Here is a 19,339-nt window from a genome sequence, read left to right on the forward strand (position 1 = left end):
TTGCCAACAAACGCCATACACTGTAACAGTTGTCTGCCACCCTCAAGTTTTTTGCCATGATCCGCTTTTACTTTGCCCTGATTTTATCGTTTGTTTTACTGCCCGCCCACAGTGCCACCCTGTTGGTTCTGGGCGACAGCATCAGTGCCGGTTATGGTATTGATGCCGGCAAGGGTTGGGTGGACCTGATGCGAGATCAACTGGGTGATGACCACCGGGTAGTCAATGCCAGTATCAGCGGCGATACCACCGGCGGTGGCCTGTCCAGGCTCGACACCCTGATCACCGAACACGAACCGGATTTTGTGCTGATCGAGCTGGGTGGTAACGATGGGTTACGCGGTTACCCGATTCCTCGCATGGAGCAGAACCTGCGGGCCATGATCGACCTCAGTCGCGCCAATGATACTCAGCCCATTCTGTTTGCCATGCAAATGCCGCCCAATTATGGCAAGCGCTACAGCGATCAGTTCGCTGATGTTTTCCCGAAACTCGCCGCAGAGGAACAGGTGCCACTGATCCCCTTCATCTTTGAGGACATCGCCACGGATCAAACTCTGATCCAGGAGGATGGCATACACCCTACCGAGGCGGCACAGCCACTGATCACCGAACGCGCCATGCAGTTATTGCTGCCACTTCTCAACGGTGAAGCGCCCTGCCATCAATGAGTAGCCAGACTCATCTGACCAGCAAAACTCTGTTAGAATCCGCAACCTTTTCCTCTGCCCAGCACACAGGCCACCAGCTGCATGACTTTGATCCGGATCGACGATATTTCCATTGAATTTGGCGACGTGCCCCTGCTGATCAATGCCCAGCTTACGGTGGAATCCGGTGAACGGATTTGTCTGATCGGGCGCAATGGCACGGGCAAATCCACCCTGCTGAAAATCCTCACCGGACAAATCAAGCCCGACCACGGCGAAATCCACTTCCGCCGCCACCTGCGCATCAGCCAGCTGGAACAGGCTCTGCCGGGCGGTCTGGAACGCAATGTCGCGGATGTGGTGCGGGAGGGCCTGGCCGATCAGCAATCACTGATCGACCGGTTTTATCACCAATCCCAGCAGAGTCCCGACAAACAGGGGATGCAGGCGATGGAAGACCTGCAAGCCGAAATTGATGCCGGTGGCGGCTGGCAGGTGGACAAACAGGTGGAAACCATTATCAGCCAACTGGAATTGCCCGCCCACAAAACCCTGGCGGAGTTGTCCGGCGGCTGGCGCAGGCGAGTGGCATTGGGTAAAGCATTGGTGTCCAATCCTGACCTGCTATTACTGGATGAGCCGACCAACCACCTGGACATCAGCACCATCGAATGGCTGGAGCACCGTGTTCGCAGCTTTCAGGGATCAGTCATCTTCATTACCCACGACCGCAATTTTTTACAACGGCTGGCCACCCGCATCTTCGAGATCGACCGGGGGTATCTGGTCAGCTGGCCCGGCAACTACCAGAATTATCTGACCCTCAAGGAACAGGCCCTCGAGGAAGAAGAAAGCCGCAACGCCCTGTTTGACAAGAAACTGGCGGAAGAGGAAACCTGGATCCGCCAGGGCGTCAAGGCCCGGCGCACGCGCAATGAAGGCCGCGTCCGTTCCCTGCAGGCCATGCGTCAGAGCCGCGCCCAGCGCGTCAATGTGCAGGGCAAGGCCAAAATCACCGTTGAAACCGCCGAGAACTCCGGACGCAAAGTGATCGAAGCGCGCAGTGTGTGCCACGGCTATGGCAACGAACAACTGATCAACGATTTCAAGATCAAGATCATGCGCGGTGACCGTATCGGCTTGATCGGCAACAACGGTGTCGGCAAGTCCACCCTGCTGAAAATCCTGCTCGGCCAGATAGAACCCGATGAAGGCTCGGTCAAACTGGGCACCAATATTGAAATCGGCTACTTCGACCAGATCCGGCGGGAGCTGGATACCAGCAAGACCATTGCCGAGAACGTTGGCGATGGCAAAGAATACATCCGTATCAATGGCAAGGAACGCCACATCATCGGTTACCTGCGCAACTTTCTGTTCTCGCCCAAACGTGCCATGACCCCGGTCAGCGCTCTGTCCGGCGGCGAGTGCAACCGGGTGCTGCTGGCCAAGCTGTTTACCCGTCCCACCAATCTGCTGGTACTGGACGAACCCACCAACGACCTCGATGTGGAAATGCTTGAGGTGCTGGAAGAACAACTGGTGGAATACCAGGGCACCCTGATCATCGTTAGCCACGACCGGGAGTTCCTCGATAACGTGGTCACCAGCGTGCTGGTGTTTGAGGAAGACGGAAAAATCGAAGAATACATCGGTGGTTACAGTGATTGGATCAAACGCGGCAAACACCTCAAGATTGCCGATACGCTCGACCACCCCTCCGGCCACCTTGTGGATCACGAGACCATCTCAACCGCGGCAGCGAACAAACCTGTCATCAAACTGAGCTACAAGTTCCAGCGGGAACTGGACATGCTGCCCGATCTGATCGACCGACTGGAAACGGAGATTGCCGCGCTGGAAGAACAGACCGCAGATCCCGACTTCTTCAACCGCCCTTTCACCGTAACCCAGCCGGTGCTGGACCAGCTGGCAGAAAAACAACAGACGTTGGATACGGCCGCAGAGCGCTGGGTGGAACTGGAAGAAATGAAGAGTTAATTTACCGAAACTGATCCACAAAAATAAAATTGCTTTTTTTGTTTCCAGCAACAACATTTTTGCCAGTCTAATCATCTGAGTTTTTCATAATAATCATGACCAAAAGTCATGCTTTCAAACATGGCCTTTAGATAGCCCTTTCTAAAAATTCTCACCATTATCGACTCAATGCCCAGGCAAAAGCCTTTGACAGAAACGTGCTTTAACGACTTTTTAATCACCGGGCGCCCGGCGCTCTGCGGAGGATCAGTCACGAAACCGAAGGAGACACGGCCAACTGCCTTCATTCTGCGCCTAACGTCCCTCTCGCCCATTACATTTTCAGCAACCAGTCAGTCGATATAGCGAGTTCAGGCATTCAAAACTTCACTGCGAGGAATGACCATGACAAAGCATTTTAATCACCTGTTAACCAGGGGCATGACCGTTGAAGTTACCGACCCCAAACACCCCAAGTCAGTGCACCCAGCCACGTTTCTGGGTCAGGTGTGCTATTGCCGTCAGGATCACGTTCTGGTGATGGACACCGGGAAACACGCCTACGATGTGGTGTGTGTCCTGCCCACGGGCTTTGTCGAAACCCTGGGCACCAATCTGGATATACCCACCGCCAACCATGTGCTGCACCTACTGTCCCAACCCGGTCGCCACCAACCGCTGGCGGCTTGAGCACGGTCAGGGGCAATGCTTACAAACACAACCGAAATACCCCGCTACCATTATAGGCAGCGGGACTATTTAGCCTTGAATCACTACCCGGGAACGGAAACCTTCGACCAATTGTAATAACTCGCCCACTTCACGCTGCGGGAAATTCGCGTTATTGAACGACACAGCACATTCGTCGAGAATCACATCAAATTCCCCATCGGTGATTTTCAGAGAGTCATCCACCTCACCAATCTGAACAGGGAACAGTACCGGACCGCCGGTATACTGCACAGCCCAGGCGGTCAGCGCCACTTTGGCACTTTCTCTTGAGCCGATGCTTTCATGAACCTTTTTCATTTTTGGGTTCGCATTCAACGTCTCGTTCAGGTACAGGCGATCCACCAGATCATTGACCGTCAGAGCAATCGGATACACACCACCGATCCGCTCAAACAGCGTCCTCTCAGGCTGGGATTTTGCTGGCGGTGAGAGCAGCAACAAGCCGGCCAGCAATAGGGCAATAGCAGATAGCAGCAACACTCTGGCCGGGTTGGTGGCAGAGCCTATAGAACACTTCATTGGCGATCCCTTAAGAAGATAAACATGACAAAGCTGTCAAACAAAAGGCGGAAGATCTTACCCGACACACACCCATGTTGACGCCAATAGTACTCCTCTCGGGCTGCTTCACCATCATTATGGAGCCTATCAATACCCCCAGCGGCCATCAGTTATATAACGTTAGCAAGGTGCTCCACCAGCAACTGCACCGATTCCCTACCCCGCCACAGGTTGATATCCAGCTTGTAGACAATCTGCACCTTATCCACCGCCGGGTTGGGCCAACGCTCGGTATCCACATTGAAGGCGATGGCGTCAATCAGCTGATTTTTTGATGCATCGGTTGTCAGTACCAGTTTGAGGTGTTTTTCACCGACGATGCGCTGCTGCACGACATGAAATTCGCCCTCGAACAGCGGTTCGGGAAAGTGCTGCCCCCAGGGGCCGGCCTCCCGCAGTAACTGGGCGGTATCGATACTGAGCTGGTCGGGATTGAGTACGCCGTCGGTGAGGATTTCCGCTTCCATATCTGCCGGGGTGAGCAGTCGGCGTACCTCTGCGTCAAAGGCATCGACAAATGTCGGGTAGTGATCCTTGGCAAGACTCAACCCCGCCGCCATGGCGTGGCCACCGAATTTACTGATCAGGCCAGGGTGGCGACTGGCGACTGCATCCAGAACATCACGGATATGCAGGCCCTTGATGGAGCGGGCAGACCCTTTGTATTCGCCGTTGTCGGCATCGGCAAAGACGATGACCGGACGATGCACCCTGTCCTTGATGCGCGAGGCCAGCAGACCCACCACCCCCTGATGCCAGTTGGCGTCGAACAGACAGAGCCCCCAGGGTAACTGTTGTTCGTCCAGGTGTAATTGCTCCAGCGCCACCAGTGCTTCCCGCTGCATATCGGCTTCGATTACCCGGCGGTCACGGTTCAGTTCATCCAGTTGCAGGGCGTATTCCCGGGCCAGATAGGGGTCGGTTTCAAGCAGGCACTGGATGCCGATGGACATATCATCCAGCCGGCCGGCCGCATTGAGCCGGGGCCCAATGGCAAAACCGAGATCCGATGCCACCAGGCGGCTGGCATCGCGGCCGGCAAGATCCAGCAGTGCCTGGATACCCGGCCGGGATTTCCCCGCGCGAATACGCTGCAAACCCTGGTAGACCAGAATGCGATTGATCGTATCGAGAGTGACCACATCGGCCACAGTGCCCAGTGCTACCAGGTCTAGCCATTCAGCCATATTGGGTTCCACCCGTTGCTGTTCCGCAAACCAGCCGCGTTCACGGAGCCGCTTGCGAAGGGCGCTCATCAGATAGAACACCACCCCCACTCCGGCAAGGTTTTTGCCGGGAAATTCGCAACCGTGCTGGTTCGGATTGACGATGGCGTCGGCTTCGGGCAATTGTGCGCCGGGTAGATGGTGATCAGTGATCAGCACTTTGATACCGGCATCTTTCGCGGCCTTCACGCCACTGACGCTGGAAATACCGTTGTCCACTGTGATGATCAGGTCCGGGCTCTGCTGTTTGGCCAACTCGACAATTTCCGGGGTGAGGCCATAGCCGTATTCGAAGCGGTTGGGCACGATATAACTCACCCGGGAAAACCCCATGGCGCTCAGTGCCAGGAGGGTCAGCGCCGTGCTGGTGGCACCGTCGGCATCGAAGTCGCCAATGATGAGGACCGCCTGCTGTTCACTGATGGTCTGTTCCAGAAGTGACACCGCCTCGTCGATGCTGAGCAGGCCCTCCGGCCCCGGAAGCTCCTGGAGCGTTCGCATCAACGCCCGGTCGTTCTCGGCACCCCGAGCCGCATAAATACGCTGCAATAACGGTGGAACAGCCGGGCTGAACTCGCATCTCGACAGATCAGCGGTGCGCCGGGTGATATGAGGTATCGTCATGGCAAGGGGTTCCACATCACAAAGTATTCCAGATCCATTCTATGCAGGGAGCATTTCAATCCGTTGCCAATCCGCTATGATGAATTGATGATAACAACAGACCGACATTGTAAAGCAGGCTGGTATCAGGAAGCACACGAGCCGGCGATGCGATGGGAAAGGAGATGTTTTACCGATGACCGATAACTCTTCGTACAAGCATTGGCAATTGAAGCGGGATAACGAAAATATTGCCTGGCTGGCAATCGGCCGCTGCGATGAGACCGTCAACACCCTGAGCAGTGACGTGATGCAGGAACTGGATACCATCCTGTCGGAACTGGAAACGGCCCTGCCCGCCGGGCTGGTCATTTATTCATCGAAAGCCAGCGGTTTTATCGCCGGTGCGGATATTCGCGAATTTGAAAAGCAGACTGACCGCGATGCGGCAAAAGCCGGTATCGAAATGGCCCACCGGGTCTTTGCCCGGCTGGAGGCACTGCCCTGCTATACCGTGGCGTCTCTGCATGGCTTTTGCCTCGGTGGTGGACTGGAGCTGGCACTGACCTGCAACTACCGGGTGGCACTGGATGCCGATAGTACCCGGATCGGTTTCCCGGAAATCCAGTTGGGGATTTTTCCCGGCTTTGGTGGCACCGCACGCAGCATACGCCTGCTGGGCGGCCGAAAGGCACTGGAGTTGATCCTCAGCGCCCGCTCTCTCAGGGCCCGTGCTGCCCGCGCGCTGGGGCTGGTGGACAAAGTGGTCTCGGAACACGGCAGTCTGCACTGGGCAGCGCGTAAAGCCATTGTCAAGCAGCGCAAAGGACACCGGGCCAATCGACTCGAACAACTGACCAGCCGGCCGGGTATGCGCCAGATTCTGGCTAAGGTCATGACCCGGGAGGTGGCTAAACGGGCCCGTCCGGAACACTACCCTGCGCCCTACACCCTCATCGAGCTCTGGCGTCAGGTGGGCAACAACTTTGAGGCCATGCTGGAAGGCGAGGCCGATAAAGTCAGTGAATTACTGATGGGTGACACCTCGCGGCACCTGCGGCGGGTTTTCCGTCTCCAGGAACAATTGAAAGCGCTGGGCAAACCCGATGAGACCACTGTCAACTGGCGACCCCATCGCGTTCATGTGGTTGGCGCGGGTGTCATGGGCGGCGACATTGCCGCCTGGTGCGCACTGCGGGGAATGGAAGTCACATTGCAGGACCGGGAAGCCAAATACATCGAGCCTGCCATAAAGCGGGCCGAACAACTGTTCAGGAAAAAACTGCGCAGCCCGGCACAGGTCTCGGCGGCGAGCAGTCGCCTGATCGCCGATGTGGACGGAGAAGGTATTGCCCGGGCGGATGTCGTAATCGAGGCGATTTTTGAAAATCTGGAGGCCAAGCAGCAGCTCTTTAAGGATTTGGAGAAAACAGCCCGGGGCGACGCTGTATTGGCGACCAACACGTCCGCCATTCCGCTGCATGAAATTGCACTGGGCTTGCAGCAGCCGCAACGGCTGATTGGGCTTCACTTCTTTAATCCGGTGGCAAAAATGCCGCTGGTGGAAGTGGTGCGAGGTGAGCAATCCAGTGCCGTTGATATTCAGAAAGGTTGCCTGTTCAGCAACCGCATCGGCAAATTCCCCCTGCCGGTCAACAGCGCTCCCGGCTTCCTGGTCAATCGCGTGCTGGCGCCCTATATGCTGGAGGCGATCAATCTGCTCGAGGAAGGACACAGCATGGCCACCGTGGATGAGGCAGCCAAACGCTTCGGCATGCCGATGGGACCAGTTGAACTGGTGGATACCGTCGGACTCGATGTCGCACTCAGCGTGGTCAAGAAACTCGCACCGGACAGACAGGAAGCCATCGCAAAACTGGAGGCACTGATTGACGAGGGCAAGCTCGGCAAGAAATCCGGCGAGGGCTTTTACCGGTGGAAGAAAGGCAAGCCTGACAAAGGCAAAGCCAGTGATATGGTGGCCATGGACATTCTCGGCGACCGCCTGATCAAACCCCTGTTGGCCGAGTGCCAACACTGCCTAGATGATGGCATTGTCGACAGTGCCGACCTGCTGGACGCCGGGGTCATTTTCGGCACCGGCTTTGCCCCCTTTCTCGGCGGCCCGATGCATTACCTGGAACACCAGCAGTCGGAGGTGAAACCATGAGCCAATCCAGAACCCTTCGCCCGGTAGCCATTGTCGGGGCGAACCGTATTCCTTTTTGCCGGGCCGGGACCGGCTACGCTGATCTGACCAACCTCGATATGCTGGTCAGTGCCCTGCAAGGGCTGGTGGATCGCTATAACCTGCATGGGCGGCAGATGGATGAGCTGGTGGCGGGCGCTGTGATGACATTCCCGAAGGATTTCAACCTGGCCCGCGAAGCACTATTGAGTACCGGCCTGTCGCCACTGACTCCCGGCATCACGCTCCAGCAGGCCTGCGGCACCAGCCTGCAAGCGGCCTTTGGCATCGCCTCGAAAATCGCCTGTGGGCAGATTGAGTGTGGCATTGCCGCCGGTACCGACAGTGCCAGTGATGTGCCTGTGCTGTTTTCCAGGCGGTTTTCCCAACGGCTGGTGGCCCTATCCAAGGCAAAAACCACCCGTCAGAAACTGACGGCTTTGAAAGGCTTTCGCCCTTCAGAGCTCGCACCGGTGGCTCCCGCCATCACTGAACCGCGCACCGAACTGAGTATGGGCGAGCACTGCGAGTTAATGGCGAAGCAATGGCAGATCAGCCGCGAAGCACAGGATGAACTGGCGCTGGCCAGCCACCACCGCGCCGAGTCCGCCTACAGCAACTGTTTTTTCGATGACCTGCTGAGTCCCTGTGCAGGCATGTTGCGGGATAACAATCTGCGCCACGCCCTGACACTGGCGCAATTGGAAAAGCTAAAGCCGTCTTTTGATCGCAGTGCCAAAGGCACTCTGACTGCCGGTAACAGCACGCCGCTGACCGACGGGGCCGCCACCCTGCTGCTGGCCAGCGAGGAATGGGCTGCCGCCAATAATCTGCCCGTGCTGGCACGTCTCACCCACATGGAAACGGCTGCGGTCGATCATGTGGGTGGCGAAGGCCTGCTGATGGCACCCACTGTGGCGGTGGCCAGAATGCTGCAACGTGCCGAACTCAGCCTGCAGGATTTCACCCATTATGAAATTCACGAGGCCTTTGCAGCACAGGTGCTCTGCACGCTCAGGGCCTGGGAGTCGGAGGAATACTGCCGGGATAGACTGGGGCTGGGCAGGGCTCTCGGCAGTATTGATCGCAACAAACTCAATATGACCGGCAGCAGCCTGGCGGTCGGCCACCCCTTTGCCGCGACTGGCGCACGGATAGCCGGCACGCTGGCAAGGCAATTGGAGTTGGCGGGACAGGGTCGCGGCCTGATTTCGATCTGCACCGCTGGCGGTATGGGCGTGGCGGCCATTCTGGAGAGGTAGTTGCAGCGCCGGGAGCCGCTAATTTTCTGCCAACGGTCTCTCACGCTCGTCGGTTACTTTAACCCGTCACTTCAGACCAGTTACTTCGAGCTTCCGTCAGATCCGGCAGCCCTGTTAAGCAATCGCTTGATGGCCTTGCGGCCAAAGCGGCGCTTGAAGGCGGCCTTGAAGTCGTAAAGGTAGAAGGGGATGCGGTAATGCCATGGAATAGCACCTCCGCTCTCAGGCCGTTGCAGATACTGGCCGATCAACTCCTCTCGGCCGGCCCAATGCAGCTTGTTGCAGACTCGGGACAGATCGGACAGTCGCTCCATCATTGTGGCACCGCGATTGAAAAAACGCGCCCGGTTAATATCGATCAGGGTGAACTGAAGCTCTCCGGTGGGTGATTTTTTAATGAGGATGTTGCCACCGGAAAGATCCCGGAAATAGACTCCCCGGCAGTGCATCTCAAACAGGAAACGTCCCAGCTCCCGGTAGGCCTGCTCAGCGGGAATGTCCTGAAAGCGAGTGGCACCATCACGAAATGCCGACAGTATTTCCCTGGCTGTAAAATCTGTGTCGACCCGATCACAGATAAAGTAATTCTCCAGCAGACTCCGATCACCGACTTTTTCGAAGTAGGCCACCGGCATCGCCGTGGGGATACCCCTGCGCAATAACTCTGCAGCGGCGATCCAGCTGCGGCGGGCTTTTGAGGGCTTTTGTCTGTCGAAAAAGCGCTTGTGGGGATGAATTTTCAGCGATTTTTTTGCCACAACTGCAGTGGCCAGTACATCCTCGACTGTCCAGACAGCGTTGCGGGCACGACGCAACAGGGTCTCCTGGGTGGCGCCAGGCAGGTGATCCGGATGCAGACTTCTGAAACGCCCTTCCGCTTCGACCGGGCTACCGGCCATCAACATACCGTGCCACTGATCATCGTTATACACATAGTATTCCTGACCGGGAATATGGCGGTAGATATGCTCTGTCTGCTTGAAGTCGGGCTCGACCAGCTGCACATCTACTGTGGCGGGCCAGGTCAGAAACAGGGGTGCCTCTGAAATCAGTTGTGGCTTACCTGTCAGGTGATCACCTTCGCGATCGAGTATCTCACTGGCGTCGATATCGCCCTCGCGATAACAGGCATGGAGGGGGAGCGCCTTGCCGTTTTCTATCCAGACCACATGAACCAGGTAGCGGTCGTCACGGAAGACATGTATCTGCAACCCGCCTGTGGTGGCCAGCGCACCCTCGTAGCGACTGCCGGAGATTTTCGCGATAAAGGTTTTCATTGCCCGGAAGGCCGGACGAATTCGGTAGCTGGCCTCATCACCGAATACACGATGGTAATGCGTTACCCTTTCAAGCAAAGGGTAAGTGCCGGTGTCATCATCAATCAGTCCCTCGCGATTGCACAGCATCGGGCCCCAATAAATCTGACGCATTGACCCGGAGGCGGCACATAGCACCATATATCGGGTCAGGTAGTCCGCCATCTTTTGTTCACTGTTGACCAGCACACGTTTGATGCGGGGCAGCGTCCAGAAGGCAGCGGGGGACACCAGCTCATCGATACCAAAGTCACTGGTGATTTTCTTGAGAATCCGGCATTTTTTGACTAGATTTACTTTGACAAGTTGCCCGATCCAGCTACCCAGCAAGCGGTGATCAAACCGCTCCGGCTCCACTACCCGTTCACTGAAGAGGTTGTTGGTATGTATATCGGGCAGTTTGCCGTCCTGTTTTAAACGGGTCAGTACAGCGATATTCCAGAGTGGCTCAAAATCAGTGATATTTGGGCCGACCAGCCTGATATTGCGGGATTTGATTTCATCGTAGGCAATGCCCCAGCTGGTAAAAAAACTCTCGGTGTCGTAGCCGGACCAGCGACGGCGATTGATGGTTGAGCCAACCTCGATTGCCCACACCTTTTCACCGTAACAGGCAACAGTGGCACTGACAAATTCACGCCACGCCGCCTGTCCTTCGGGACTGGCAATTCGCTTCACTTCCTCAAACGGTTGTACAAGATGCAACAGAACCTGAATGTCGGTGGCCAGCAGGCGATCCAGTAGCCGGGCGACCGGACCCGCCATATCCCCATAGGTAAAATCGACGCGAACCTGCCTGATGCCCAGTTCGGCGAGACGCTCCAGCACGTAATCATCCACCAGCGGGCTATCCGCGGTCGTGACACCAACCCCCACAAAGTCGGCCGGGACAGTATGCCCGGCAACAGGCAGGTGCCCTCCCGCCACCTGAATTCTGCCTGACAATGTATAAGGCACAGCAGCCAGTATGAATTTGATGTTCATGATGTCACCGCGCACCTTCCGGAATGGAAACGGCTGACACTGGCGTGCCGGATGGACGGGAATTGATACATGCTCCACTCGTCATTACTTCGCCGGGGAGACTCACAGCAATTGAGACTGGCGGATTGAATGGCAACTGGCCCTCCTGACAGCAGATGAAGCGGTGTTTTGATTTGCCGGAAACCGCAAAACCGTTATGACTTGCCATGCACTGTTATCAGTTATTGTGGTTGGCAAGGGTATCAGATTCGCTGCTGAGTAGCAGCATCGATCAGCACCCCTCACGGACCAGGTGACACTGAAAACGCTACTGGCCAGAACGCATACCCACCGACATACCAACATGGGTTAATTGAGAATACATCCAGAGCAAAAACTATTGCGGAGAGAACCGGTAGAACAGATTTGGCTCACTGACGATATAGATATTCAGTTCGCTGTCTACGGCCACGCCCTCAGCTTGGGGGATAGTGTTCTCCAGACCACTCCTGCCAGCTCGCAAATCCAGCAGACTGATGGATTTTCGCTCGTCATTATATTCCACCAGCATATGGGATTCATCGCTGAGAAATAACTCGTGCCCCACTCCCCTGACATGAGTAATCGACGACAGGTCCCGCATAAAAAGCTCCGGTGAGCCGGGTGATTTGATCTCCCGAATACCGACATTCATCGGCTCACCCACAAGGGAATTGACGAACCCGGTAACTTCGATCACCCGCATTGGATTGCGCTCTTTCACCACCAGTAGCCGCTGCCCGTCATCATCCCAGGAGAGTCCCTCAAAACCCTTGTTGGTGTCACTGCCGATCCCCACCACCAGGGTTGGAACACCCTCGATATTGACGCTCTCCACGTCGTCCGGAATATCGACGACCAGCAAGCGGTGGGTGCGCTCTTCGGCAATCACATAGCGGTCGCCGCTGACATGTGTAAAACCCTCCATGTCCCTGACACCCCCGATCCGGATTGCCCTCAACAACCCACCCTCGAGAGACAGTTCCACCACCACCGGATTACTGTTCAACAGTGCCCAGAGGGTGTTTTTCTCTGGGTTATAGGTCAGTGCCGAGAGATCGTCCTCAAGCGCCGGGATTGTCTTGCCATCTATGGTTACGCGATAGCGCGACAGATCCATCGCGCCCTCGAGCAGCACGGTGTTGCTCAGGCGAAAGGCGTGCCAGGAAAGGACACCGGTGTGCCAGGCATTGAGCATAGGTTTGTAGCCATAGATCAACAGCGCAGTGACGCCGAACAACACACCAGCGACCATCAATAACCGTTTCATAACCTGGCCTTTCATCAATAGTCCGCACACCCATCGGAGCGGAGAACGCTGGGTATTATGGAGAAAACCAAAGCATTGTCCATGCGGGAATGGATTGATGACTGAGTCTGCAGGAGCATGACTTCCTGAGTCGGACAGAATGTGAGACATTCCGTGGAACTCCACAGAAGACTGTCATTCATCTGTCATTTAAATGTCATACAAAGGTATTCAGGACACGCTATGCTGATTCGGCAAAACGTCATAAATCATTGCAGATAGCATCAGGTCGCGCATGAAAAAATACCCAATTTACCCAAAAGAACTGAGCTGGCTTGCCTTCAATGAGCGTGTCATTCAGGAAGCTGAGGATGAAGAGAACCCGGTGATTGACCGGGTGCATTTCCTCGGTATTTTTTCTGACAATCAGGATGAATTTTTCAAGGTTCGAGTGGCTGATGTCAGACGCAAAGTACTGATTGAACAGATCGCGGGCTCGGCAAAGGACAGTAAACAGCTGTTGCGCGATATCAACAAGGGGATTGCCAAGCTATCGGTACGATTTGACCGTGCTTTCCAATCGGTACTGATAGAGTTACAGAAACGGCGTATCTATTTTTTAATGCCCGAGGACCTCTCTGCCAGCCAGGGTGAATGGGTTCGCGAACATTTTCGCGCACAGGTATTACCCCGTATTGTGCCGATCCTGGTCACCCCGGAAATCGATCTATCGAAAGTGCTGCGGGATGGCGCCAACTACCTGGTGGTGGAAATTGGCATGAAAGAGGGGGTCAGTTATGCACTGCTGGAAGTGCCGGACACCAGCAGTCGTTTTTTGAGATTGCCAAATGACCAGAGAAATCGTCGTCGGCATTTTATGATTATCGATGAGGCCATTCGGTACTGCCTGGATATGGTGCTGGTGGACTTTTTCCGCTATCACAGCCTCAATGCCTGGTCGATGAAGTTTTCCCGGGACGCCGAGTACACACTCGACGATGAAATTGACCGAAGTCTCGTGGAAAAAATGTCGATCGGGCTAAAGCAACGCCTTCAGGCCAATCCCGTCAGGCTCACCTTCGACCGGGAAATGCCTACCGAAATGATTGACATGTTAAAAAGCAAGTTTGGCTTTGCCAAAGGCGACAGCATTATTTCGGGGGGCCGCTACCGCAACTTTCGCGACTTTATCGGCTTTGCCAATCCCGGCGAAAAATACCTCGCCAGCCCGCCAATTCCCGCCCTGTCTGTCAGCCAGTTTGACCGCGCCAAAAACACCTTTGATGCGATTGACCAGGGCGACATCCTGCTCTACTACCCCTATCAAAAATTCAATTATTTTGTGGAATTATTACGCCAGGCGGCATTTGACCCCAACGTTATCTCCATAAAGATAAACATCTATCGGGTGGCAAAAGACTCCAGGGTAGTGGAGTGCCTGATGGATGCGGCACGCAATGGCAAGCAGGTCACAGTGAATGTGGAACTGAAAGCCCGCTTTGATGAAAAGCAGAACCTGGAACTCTCCGAAAAACTCGCCGAGGCGGGTATCACAGTCATGCTGGGCGTACCCGGCCTCAAGGCACATTCAAAGTTGTGTCTGATTGCCAGAGCAACCCAGGATGGAGAGCAGTTCTACGCCCATATTGGCACGGGCAACTTCAACGAGAAGACCGCTGAAATTTACACGGATTTTTCCCTTTTTACCTGCCACCAGAATATTTGCGATGAAGTGCGCAATGTCTTCAACTTTATTGAATACAGCTTCAAGCACTACGACTTCAAATACCTGCAGGTCTCGCCCTTCAACAATCGACGAAAAATCCGCGCACTGATTAACCGTGAGATTCATGCTGCAAAATCTGGCCGGAAAGCCGTTATCAGCCTGAAGCTCAATAATCTGGTGGACGACAGCATTATCAGGCAGCTCTATGCGGCAAGTCAGGCCGGCGTCAAAATACGCATGATTGTCAGGGGAATGTGCGCGCTTAAACCCGGCATCAAGGGATTGTCAGACAATATTTCGATCATCAGTATTGTGGACCGGTTTCTGGAACACCCCCGCTGTCTGGTCTTCCACAATGGCGGCGACCCCGCGGTTTATCTGTCATCGGCGGACTGGATGACCCGCAACCTCGATTACCGGCTTGAAGTGGGCGTACCCATTCTGGACGCCACCTTGAAAAAGCGCGTGATTGATATTCTGGAAATCCAGTTCAGCGATCGCTGCAAGGCCCGCGTTATTGATGAACAGCAAAGCAACACCTATGTAAAACGGGGCAACAAGAAAAAAGTGCGCTCACAAATGGCTATCTACGACTATCTTAAAAAACTGAAATAGGTGTCGCTGCTCTCTTCTCCCCGGTTAACGGCGGATATGTTCAGCCATGTATTGCTGCACCGACGCAATCTCGTTGGGCTGCACGGAATATCGCTCCTCGCGTTCAAACAGATCGGCCATGTGATGCGGCAAAGGTGGATCCTGCTGGTATCCGGCCTTGCGCACCGCCTCGGGAAATTTTGCCGGATGGGCCGTGGCCAGACAGACCATCGGAATATCCTGGCGGCGGCGTGTATGACGCGCTGCGGCGATGCCAATAGCGGTGTGAGGGTCGAGTAAATAACCGTTTTTCAGCCACATATCATGAATGACCGCCACCATGGACTCATCATCCAGTCGGTAGCTGGTAAACAGCTTACGCGCACTGGCCAGTGCGGTCTCGCTGAGATGCAGATTGCCGGTTTTTTTGAAGTCGGCCATCAGGGCGGCAAGAGCTGCCCCATCCCGGTCATAAAGGTCGAACAGCATCCTCTCGAAATTACTCGATACCATGATATCCATGGATGGCGACAAACTGTGAACCAGCTGGTGCAGACTGTGGTCATTGGCACTGATACAGCGGTGCAGTATGTCATTGGCATTGGTGCCAATCACCAACTGATCAATCGGTAGACCCATGCGACTGGCCAGGTAACCGGCAAAAATGTCGCCGAAGTTACCGGTGGGCACAGAAAACGCCACCGGGCGATGGGGAGCACCCAGCGCCAGTGCCGCATAAAAATAGTACACTATCTGGGCCATGATACGCGCCCAGTTGATCGAGTTGACTGCCACCAGCTGGCGCCCTTCCGGCAGGAAAGACTGATCACTAAAACTGGCTTTCACCATGTTCTGGCAATCGTCGAAGTTACCCTGCAGGGCAATGTTAAAGACATTATCTTCCAACACCGTGGTCATCTGGCGGCGCTGTACTTCGGACACCCGTTGATAGGGATGAAGAATAAAGATATCCACGTTGTCACTGTGGCGACAGCCTTCAATCGCAGCCGAGCCAGTATCACCGGAGGTGGCTCCCATGATGGCGACACGCTGGTTGCGCTTCTTCAGCACATAGTCCAGCAGGTGACCGAGGAATTGCAGGGCAAAGTCTTTAAAGGCCAGCGTCGGCCCCTGAAACAGTTCGAGAATAAATTCGTTGTGACCGCTTTGAATGAGAGGCGCGATGGCATCATGGCGAAAGGTGCTGTAAGCCTTGTCGATCAGTTCCCGTAGCGTATCATCCGGAACCTCACCGGCCATGAACGGGGACATCACCCTGAAGGCCAGCTCCTGATAGGACAGGCCAGACCAGCTGGCAATTTCTTCCCGAGAAAACTGTGGCAGGGTTTCCGGCACATAAAGACCGCCATCAGTAGCCAAGCCGGCCAGCACTGCATCTTCAAAACTCAATACCGGGGCCTGGCCGCGGGTGCTGATATAGTTCACGTTTGATACCTGTTCTGTTCTTGAAACGGAAAACGCTAGCTCAGCGATTCCACACGAATCCTGACAATATTACCCTCGGTGGTGGGCAACTGTTGAATCTTGTCTACCGCTTCGTCGAGTTTTTTCTCCACGGCACGGTCGGTGAGAATAATCAACGGCACATAGTCCTCACCATCATCCGCCTCTTTCTGGATAACGGCCTCGATACTGATTTCGGCATCGCTGAGAATCTGGGTAATCTTTGACAAAACCCCCGGCACATCACGTGCGGTGATACGCAGATAGTAAGCGGTTTCGACCTGTTCGATAGACAATACCTGGATATCGCTCAGCTGCTCTGGCTGAAAACCCAGATGGGGCACCCGATGCTCCGGATCGGCCGTCAGGGTACGGGCAAGATCCACAATATCGGCAATCACCGCAGAGGCGGTAGGTTCCGCCCCGGCACCCGGGCCGTAATATAGGGTTGGGCCCACGGCATCACCTTTGACCAGCACGGCATTCATGACACCATCGACATTGGCAATCAGTCGCTTGCGGGGAATCAGGGTGGGGTGAACCCGCAATTCAATGCCGCCGTTGTTGCGACGGGCAATACCCAGATGCTTGATCTGGTAACCGAGCTGCTGGGCGTAGGCCACATCCCGGGTATCCAGCTGGCTGATACCCTCGGTAAAGACTTTTTCAAATTGCAGCGGAATACCGAAGGCGAGAGAGGCCAGAATAACCAACTTGTGGGCCGCATCAATCCCTTCCACATCAAAGGTCGGGTCTGCTTCTGCATAGCCGCGCTGCTGAGCTTCCACCAGCACATCCTCGAAAGCCCGGCCTTTGTCACGCATTTCTGTCAAAATAAAATTGCCGGTGCCGTTGATAATCCCGGCCAGCCATTGAATTCGATTGGCTGCAAGCCCTTCCCTCATTGCCTTGATAATAGGAATACCGCCTGCCACAGAGGCTTCAAAGGCGACAGTGACACCCTTGGCCTTGGCCGCATTAAAAATTTCGTTGCCGTATTCGGCAATTAACGCTTTGTTCGCCGTAACAATGTGCTTGCCATGCTCAATGGCATCGAGAATCAATTCGCGGGCGACCGTAATGCCACCTATCAGCTCCACCAGAATATCGACATCGGGATTGCGGGCAACGGCAAAAACATCACCGGTAACCGGAGTGTCGCCCAGATTGCAGGCAGGATTGGGGCGTCTGCTTGCCACTTGAATTATCTCAATACGGCAGCCCGCCCTGGCATTGATCACATCGCCATTGCGCTGCAATACGTTAAATGTACCACTGCCTACCGTTCCCAGGCCGCACAGGCCAACTTTTACTGAGTTCAATCGATTTGCCTCGGTATTAACCGGTTTGATCCAGAGCCAACTGGGGTAATACTGTTTCAGCCCGCAACAGGGACGCTGGTGCGGCAATGCCACTAAAGCAGCAACTGCGAGATCCATTCACTGTGCAAAAATGCAAAAAACGTACACAGACCAGCGCGCTGGTGAAGGTTCGCAACCTTAATTGGCGGTAAAGGGACTGTCAATCTGCCCGCGATGATTTGGTCACACCGGTTATCACTCTCTAACCATCACTTCCATCATCAAGCCCCATAATCGTGAGCAATTCGCTCGCCGGGCTGTAGCCAGGCAACAGGGCACCGTCTTCCAGAATGAGCGCCGGGGTGCCGCTGATACCTATTTTCTGACCCAGCTCGTAGTGACTGGCAACGGGGTTATCCACGCAGACGTTCTCTTTTATCGGTTCGCGGTTTTTCAGTGCTGTCAGTGCGGCCAGCTTGTCTTTCGCACACCATGCTGAGGCCACCTTGCGATAGGAGCCAGAATCCAGTCCGGCTCGCGGAAAGGCCAGATAACGGACCTCCACACCGGCCATATTCAATTCGGGAACAGCTTCAACGTGGAGTTTTCGACAATATCCACAATCCACATCCGTAAAAACATGGAGGACGTATCTCCGCGTATCCACAGCGGGAAAAACAATCATGTCTTTCGTTGCCACCGTACCCAACATTTCTTTGCGCAATTTGGCCGCAGCCAAATCCTTGACCGGCACGAACATTCCGGGACGGGTTTGATACATGTCCCCCGTAATAATGTAATCCCCGGTTCTGTTGGCATAGAAGAATTGGGTACCATTGATTCGCACGCGGTAGAGCCCATCTATGGGGGATGCTTCCACTGCACCATATTCCAGATCAGAGCGGGTTTCCTGTAGCTTGTCCAGGATGGTCTTGCGTACATCTTCTGATACCTCGTCAGCAAAGGCTGCAGGTAACAGTATCAATGCGATTGTCATGCCCAGAATTTTTTTGATCATCACAGGTTTCTCTTGTCAAATTCAGCATCGGGAATCAGATATTGAGTCTTCATCGTCACAAGGGTTCACTCACCCCCTCGGATGGTGCTCCGCATGCAACGCCTTGATACGGGTATTGGCAATGTGGGTATAGATCTGTGTGGTGGAAAGATCACTGTGCCCAAGCAGCAATTGTACCACCCTGAGATCGGCTCCGTGGTTCAGCAAATGGGTAGCAAATGCGTGGCGGAGTGTGTGTGGCGAGAGAGGTTTTTCAATGCCGGCCTGGCGCGCGTAACCTTTGATCCGGTGCCAGAAGGTCTGCCGGGTCATCTGTCGGGCGCGACGGCTGGGGAACAGCACGTCACTCTGTACCGCGCCCAATATCAGGGGGCGTGCTTCTCGCATGAAGTGCTCCAGCCAAATCATCGCCTCCTCGCCCATCGGAACCATGCGTTCCTTGCCCCCCTTGCCCGTCACTCGCACTA

The 19,339-nt window shown here is 55.0% G+C and carries 15 protein-coding genes; 6 read left to right on the forward strand and 9 right to left on the reverse strand.

Annotated elements, in window-relative coordinates; translation table 11 throughout:
• Window positions 1-56 precede the first annotated feature (56 nt).
• Both ACTF5G_RS05285 and ACTF5G_RS05290 read left to right on the forward strand, forming a co-directional pair.
• Entirely contained in the window at window positions 57-671 is a 615-nt protein-coding gene (locus ACTF5G_RS05285; RefSeq protein ID WP_438951774.1) for an arylesterase, read from the forward strand.
• Window positions 672-752: 81 nt separating this feature from the next.
• The gene (locus tag ACTF5G_RS05290) at window positions 753-2,651 is read left to right on the forward strand and encodes an ATP-binding cassette domain-containing protein (protein WP_438951775.1); all 1,899 of its coding nucleotides are present in this window, start codon (window positions 753-755) and stop codon (window positions 2,649-2,651) included.
• Window positions 2,652-2,722: 71 nt separating this feature from the next.
• Here the strand turns inward: ACTF5G_RS05290 and ACTF5G_RS05295 are convergent, their stop codons facing one another.
• Window positions 2,723-2,938: a hypothetical protein gene (locus ACTF5G_RS05295; protein WP_438951776.1), complete on the reverse strand. Its 216-nt coding sequence runs from the start codon at window positions 2,936-2,938 to the stop codon at window positions 2,723-2,725.
• Window positions 2,939-3,035: 97 nt separating this feature from the next.
• Between ACTF5G_RS05295 and ACTF5G_RS05300 the strand changes: the two genes are divergently transcribed.
• Complete coding sequence (locus ACTF5G_RS05300) at window positions 3,036-3,320, forward strand: hypothetical protein (RefSeq protein WP_438951777.1); 285 nt, start codon at window positions 3,036-3,038, stop codon at window positions 3,318-3,320.
• Between the two features lie 69 nt (window positions 3,321-3,389).
• Here the strand turns inward: ACTF5G_RS05300 and ACTF5G_RS05305 are convergent, their stop codons facing one another.
• Both ACTF5G_RS05305 and recJ read right to left on the reverse strand, forming a co-directional pair.
• Window positions 3,390-3,881, reverse strand: coding sequence for a hypothetical protein (locus tag ACTF5G_RS05305; protein ID WP_438951778.1), 492 nt, complete (start codon window positions 3,879-3,881; stop codon window positions 3,390-3,392).
• A gap of 152 nt (window positions 3,882-4,033) precedes the next feature.
• On the reverse strand, window positions 4,034-5,773 hold the full coding sequence (gene recJ, locus ACTF5G_RS05310; protein WP_438951779.1) for a single-stranded-DNA-specific exonuclease RecJ: 1,740 nt from the start codon (window positions 5,771-5,773) through the stop codon (window positions 4,034-4,036).
• A gap of 175 nt (window positions 5,774-5,948) precedes the next feature.
• Between recJ and ACTF5G_RS05315 the strand changes: the two genes are divergently transcribed.
• Window positions 5,949-7,922, forward strand: coding sequence for a 3-hydroxyacyl-CoA dehydrogenase NAD-binding domain-containing protein (locus ACTF5G_RS05315; RefSeq protein WP_438951780.1), 1,974 nt, complete (start codon window positions 5,949-5,951; stop codon window positions 7,920-7,922).
• Window positions 7,919-9,202 (forward strand): acetyl-CoA C-acetyltransferase, encoded by a 1,284-nt coding sequence (locus ACTF5G_RS05320; RefSeq protein ID WP_438951781.1) that lies wholly within the window; start codon window positions 7,919-7,921, stop codon window positions 9,200-9,202. The genes ACTF5G_RS05315 and ACTF5G_RS05320 overlap by 4 nt, the downstream gene beginning before the upstream one ends.
• An 80-nt stretch (window positions 9,203-9,282) precedes the next feature.
• Here ACTF5G_RS05320 and ACTF5G_RS05325 read toward each other — a convergent pair whose 3' ends face one another.
• Both ACTF5G_RS05325 and ACTF5G_RS05330 read right to left on the reverse strand, forming a co-directional pair.
• Entirely contained in the window at window positions 9,283-11,502 is a 2,220-nt protein-coding gene (locus tag ACTF5G_RS05325) for a lipopolysaccharide kinase InaA family protein (RefSeq protein ID WP_438951782.1), read from the reverse strand.
• Between the two features lie 376 nt (window positions 11,503-11,878).
• Window positions 11,879-12,805: an SdiA-regulated domain-containing protein gene (locus tag ACTF5G_RS05330; protein ID WP_438951783.1), complete on the reverse strand. Its 927-nt coding sequence runs from the start codon at window positions 12,803-12,805 to the stop codon at window positions 11,879-11,881.
• 259 nt (window positions 12,806-13,064) lie between these two features.
• Between ACTF5G_RS05330 and ppk1 the strand changes: the two genes are divergently transcribed.
• A complete protein-coding gene (gene ppk1, locus ACTF5G_RS05335) occupies window positions 13,065-15,110 on the forward strand; it encodes a polyphosphate kinase 1 (RefSeq protein WP_438951784.1) in 2,046 nt (681 codons plus the stop codon).
• 24 nt (window positions 15,111-15,134) lie between these two features.
• On the opposite strand, the gene thrC is transcribed toward ppk1, so the two are convergent.
• The 4 genes from thrC to ACTF5G_RS05355 form a co-directional block, all read right to left on the reverse strand.
• A complete protein-coding gene (thrC, locus tag ACTF5G_RS05340; protein WP_438951785.1) occupies window positions 15,135-16,535 on the reverse strand; it encodes a threonine synthase in 1,401 nt (466 codons plus the stop codon).
• Window positions 16,536-16,570: 35 nt separating this feature from the next.
• Window positions 16,571-17,875 (reverse strand): homoserine dehydrogenase, encoded by a 1,305-nt coding sequence (locus ACTF5G_RS05345; protein WP_438951786.1) that lies wholly within the window; start codon window positions 17,873-17,875, stop codon window positions 16,571-16,573.
• A 241-nt stretch (window positions 17,876-18,116) separates the two neighbouring features.
• Window positions 18,117-18,872: a DsbC family protein gene (locus ACTF5G_RS05350; RefSeq protein ID WP_438951789.1), complete on the reverse strand. Its 756-nt coding sequence runs from the start codon at window positions 18,870-18,872 to the stop codon at window positions 18,117-18,119.
• A 69-nt stretch (window positions 18,873-18,941) separates the two neighbouring features.
• Window positions 18,942-19,339, reverse strand: a 398-nt coding sequence (locus ACTF5G_RS05355; protein WP_438951787.1) for a tyrosine-type recombinase/integrase, incomplete at its 5' end; no start/stop codon positions are given.

The organism is Porticoccus sp., from assembly GCF_965660005.1.
Taxonomy (GTDB): domain Bacteria; phylum Pseudomonadota; class Gammaproteobacteria; order Pseudomonadales; family Porticoccaceae; genus Porticoccus.

What these genes read in the sequence shown, in the direction of transcription:
- ACTF5G_RS05320 (WP_438951781.1), top strand. Translation starts at nt 7,919, where the DNA reads ATGAGCCAATCCAGAACCCTTCGCCCGGTAGCCATTGTCGGGGCGAAC.
- ACTF5G_RS05325 (WP_438951782.1), bottom strand. Translation starts at nt 11,502, where the DNA reads ATGAACATCAAATTCATACTGGCTGCTGTGCCTTATACATTGTCAGGC.
- ACTF5G_RS05315 (WP_438951780.1), top strand. Translation starts at nt 5,949, where the DNA reads ATGACCGATAACTCTTCGTACAAGCATTGGCAATTGAAGCGGGATAAC.
- ACTF5G_RS05285 (WP_438951774.1), top strand. Translation starts at nt 57, where the DNA reads ATGATCCGCTTTTACTTTGCCCTGATTTTATCGTTTGTTTTACTGCCC.
- ACTF5G_RS05330 (WP_438951783.1), bottom strand. Translation starts at nt 12,805, where the DNA reads ATGAAAGGCCAGGTTATGAAACGGTTATTGATGGTCGCTGGTGTGTTG.
- ACTF5G_RS05295 (WP_438951776.1), bottom strand. Translation starts at nt 2,938, where the DNA reads ATGAAGGCAGTTGGCCGTGTCTCCTTCGGTTTCGTGACTGATCCTCCG.
- ACTF5G_RS05300 (WP_438951777.1), top strand. Translation starts at nt 3,036, where the DNA reads ATGACAAAGCATTTTAATCACCTGTTAACCAGGGGCATGACCGTTGAA.
- ACTF5G_RS05350 (WP_438951789.1), bottom strand. Translation starts at nt 18,872, where the DNA reads ATGATCAAAAAAATTCTGGGCATGACAATCGCATTGATACTGTTACCT.
- recJ (WP_438951779.1), bottom strand. Translation starts at nt 5,773, where the DNA reads ATGACGATACCTCATATCACCCGGCGCACCGCTGATCTGTCGAGATGC.
- ACTF5G_RS05305 (WP_438951778.1), bottom strand. Translation starts at nt 3,881, where the DNA reads ATGAAGTGTTCTATAGGCTCTGCCACCAACCCGGCCAGAGTGTTGCTG.
- ACTF5G_RS05290 (WP_438951775.1), top strand. Translation starts at nt 753, where the DNA reads ATGACTTTGATCCGGATCGACGATATTTCCATTGAATTTGGCGACGTG.
- ppk1 (WP_438951784.1), top strand. Translation starts at nt 13,065, where the DNA reads ATGAAAAAATACCCAATTTACCCAAAAGAACTGAGCTGGCTTGCCTTC.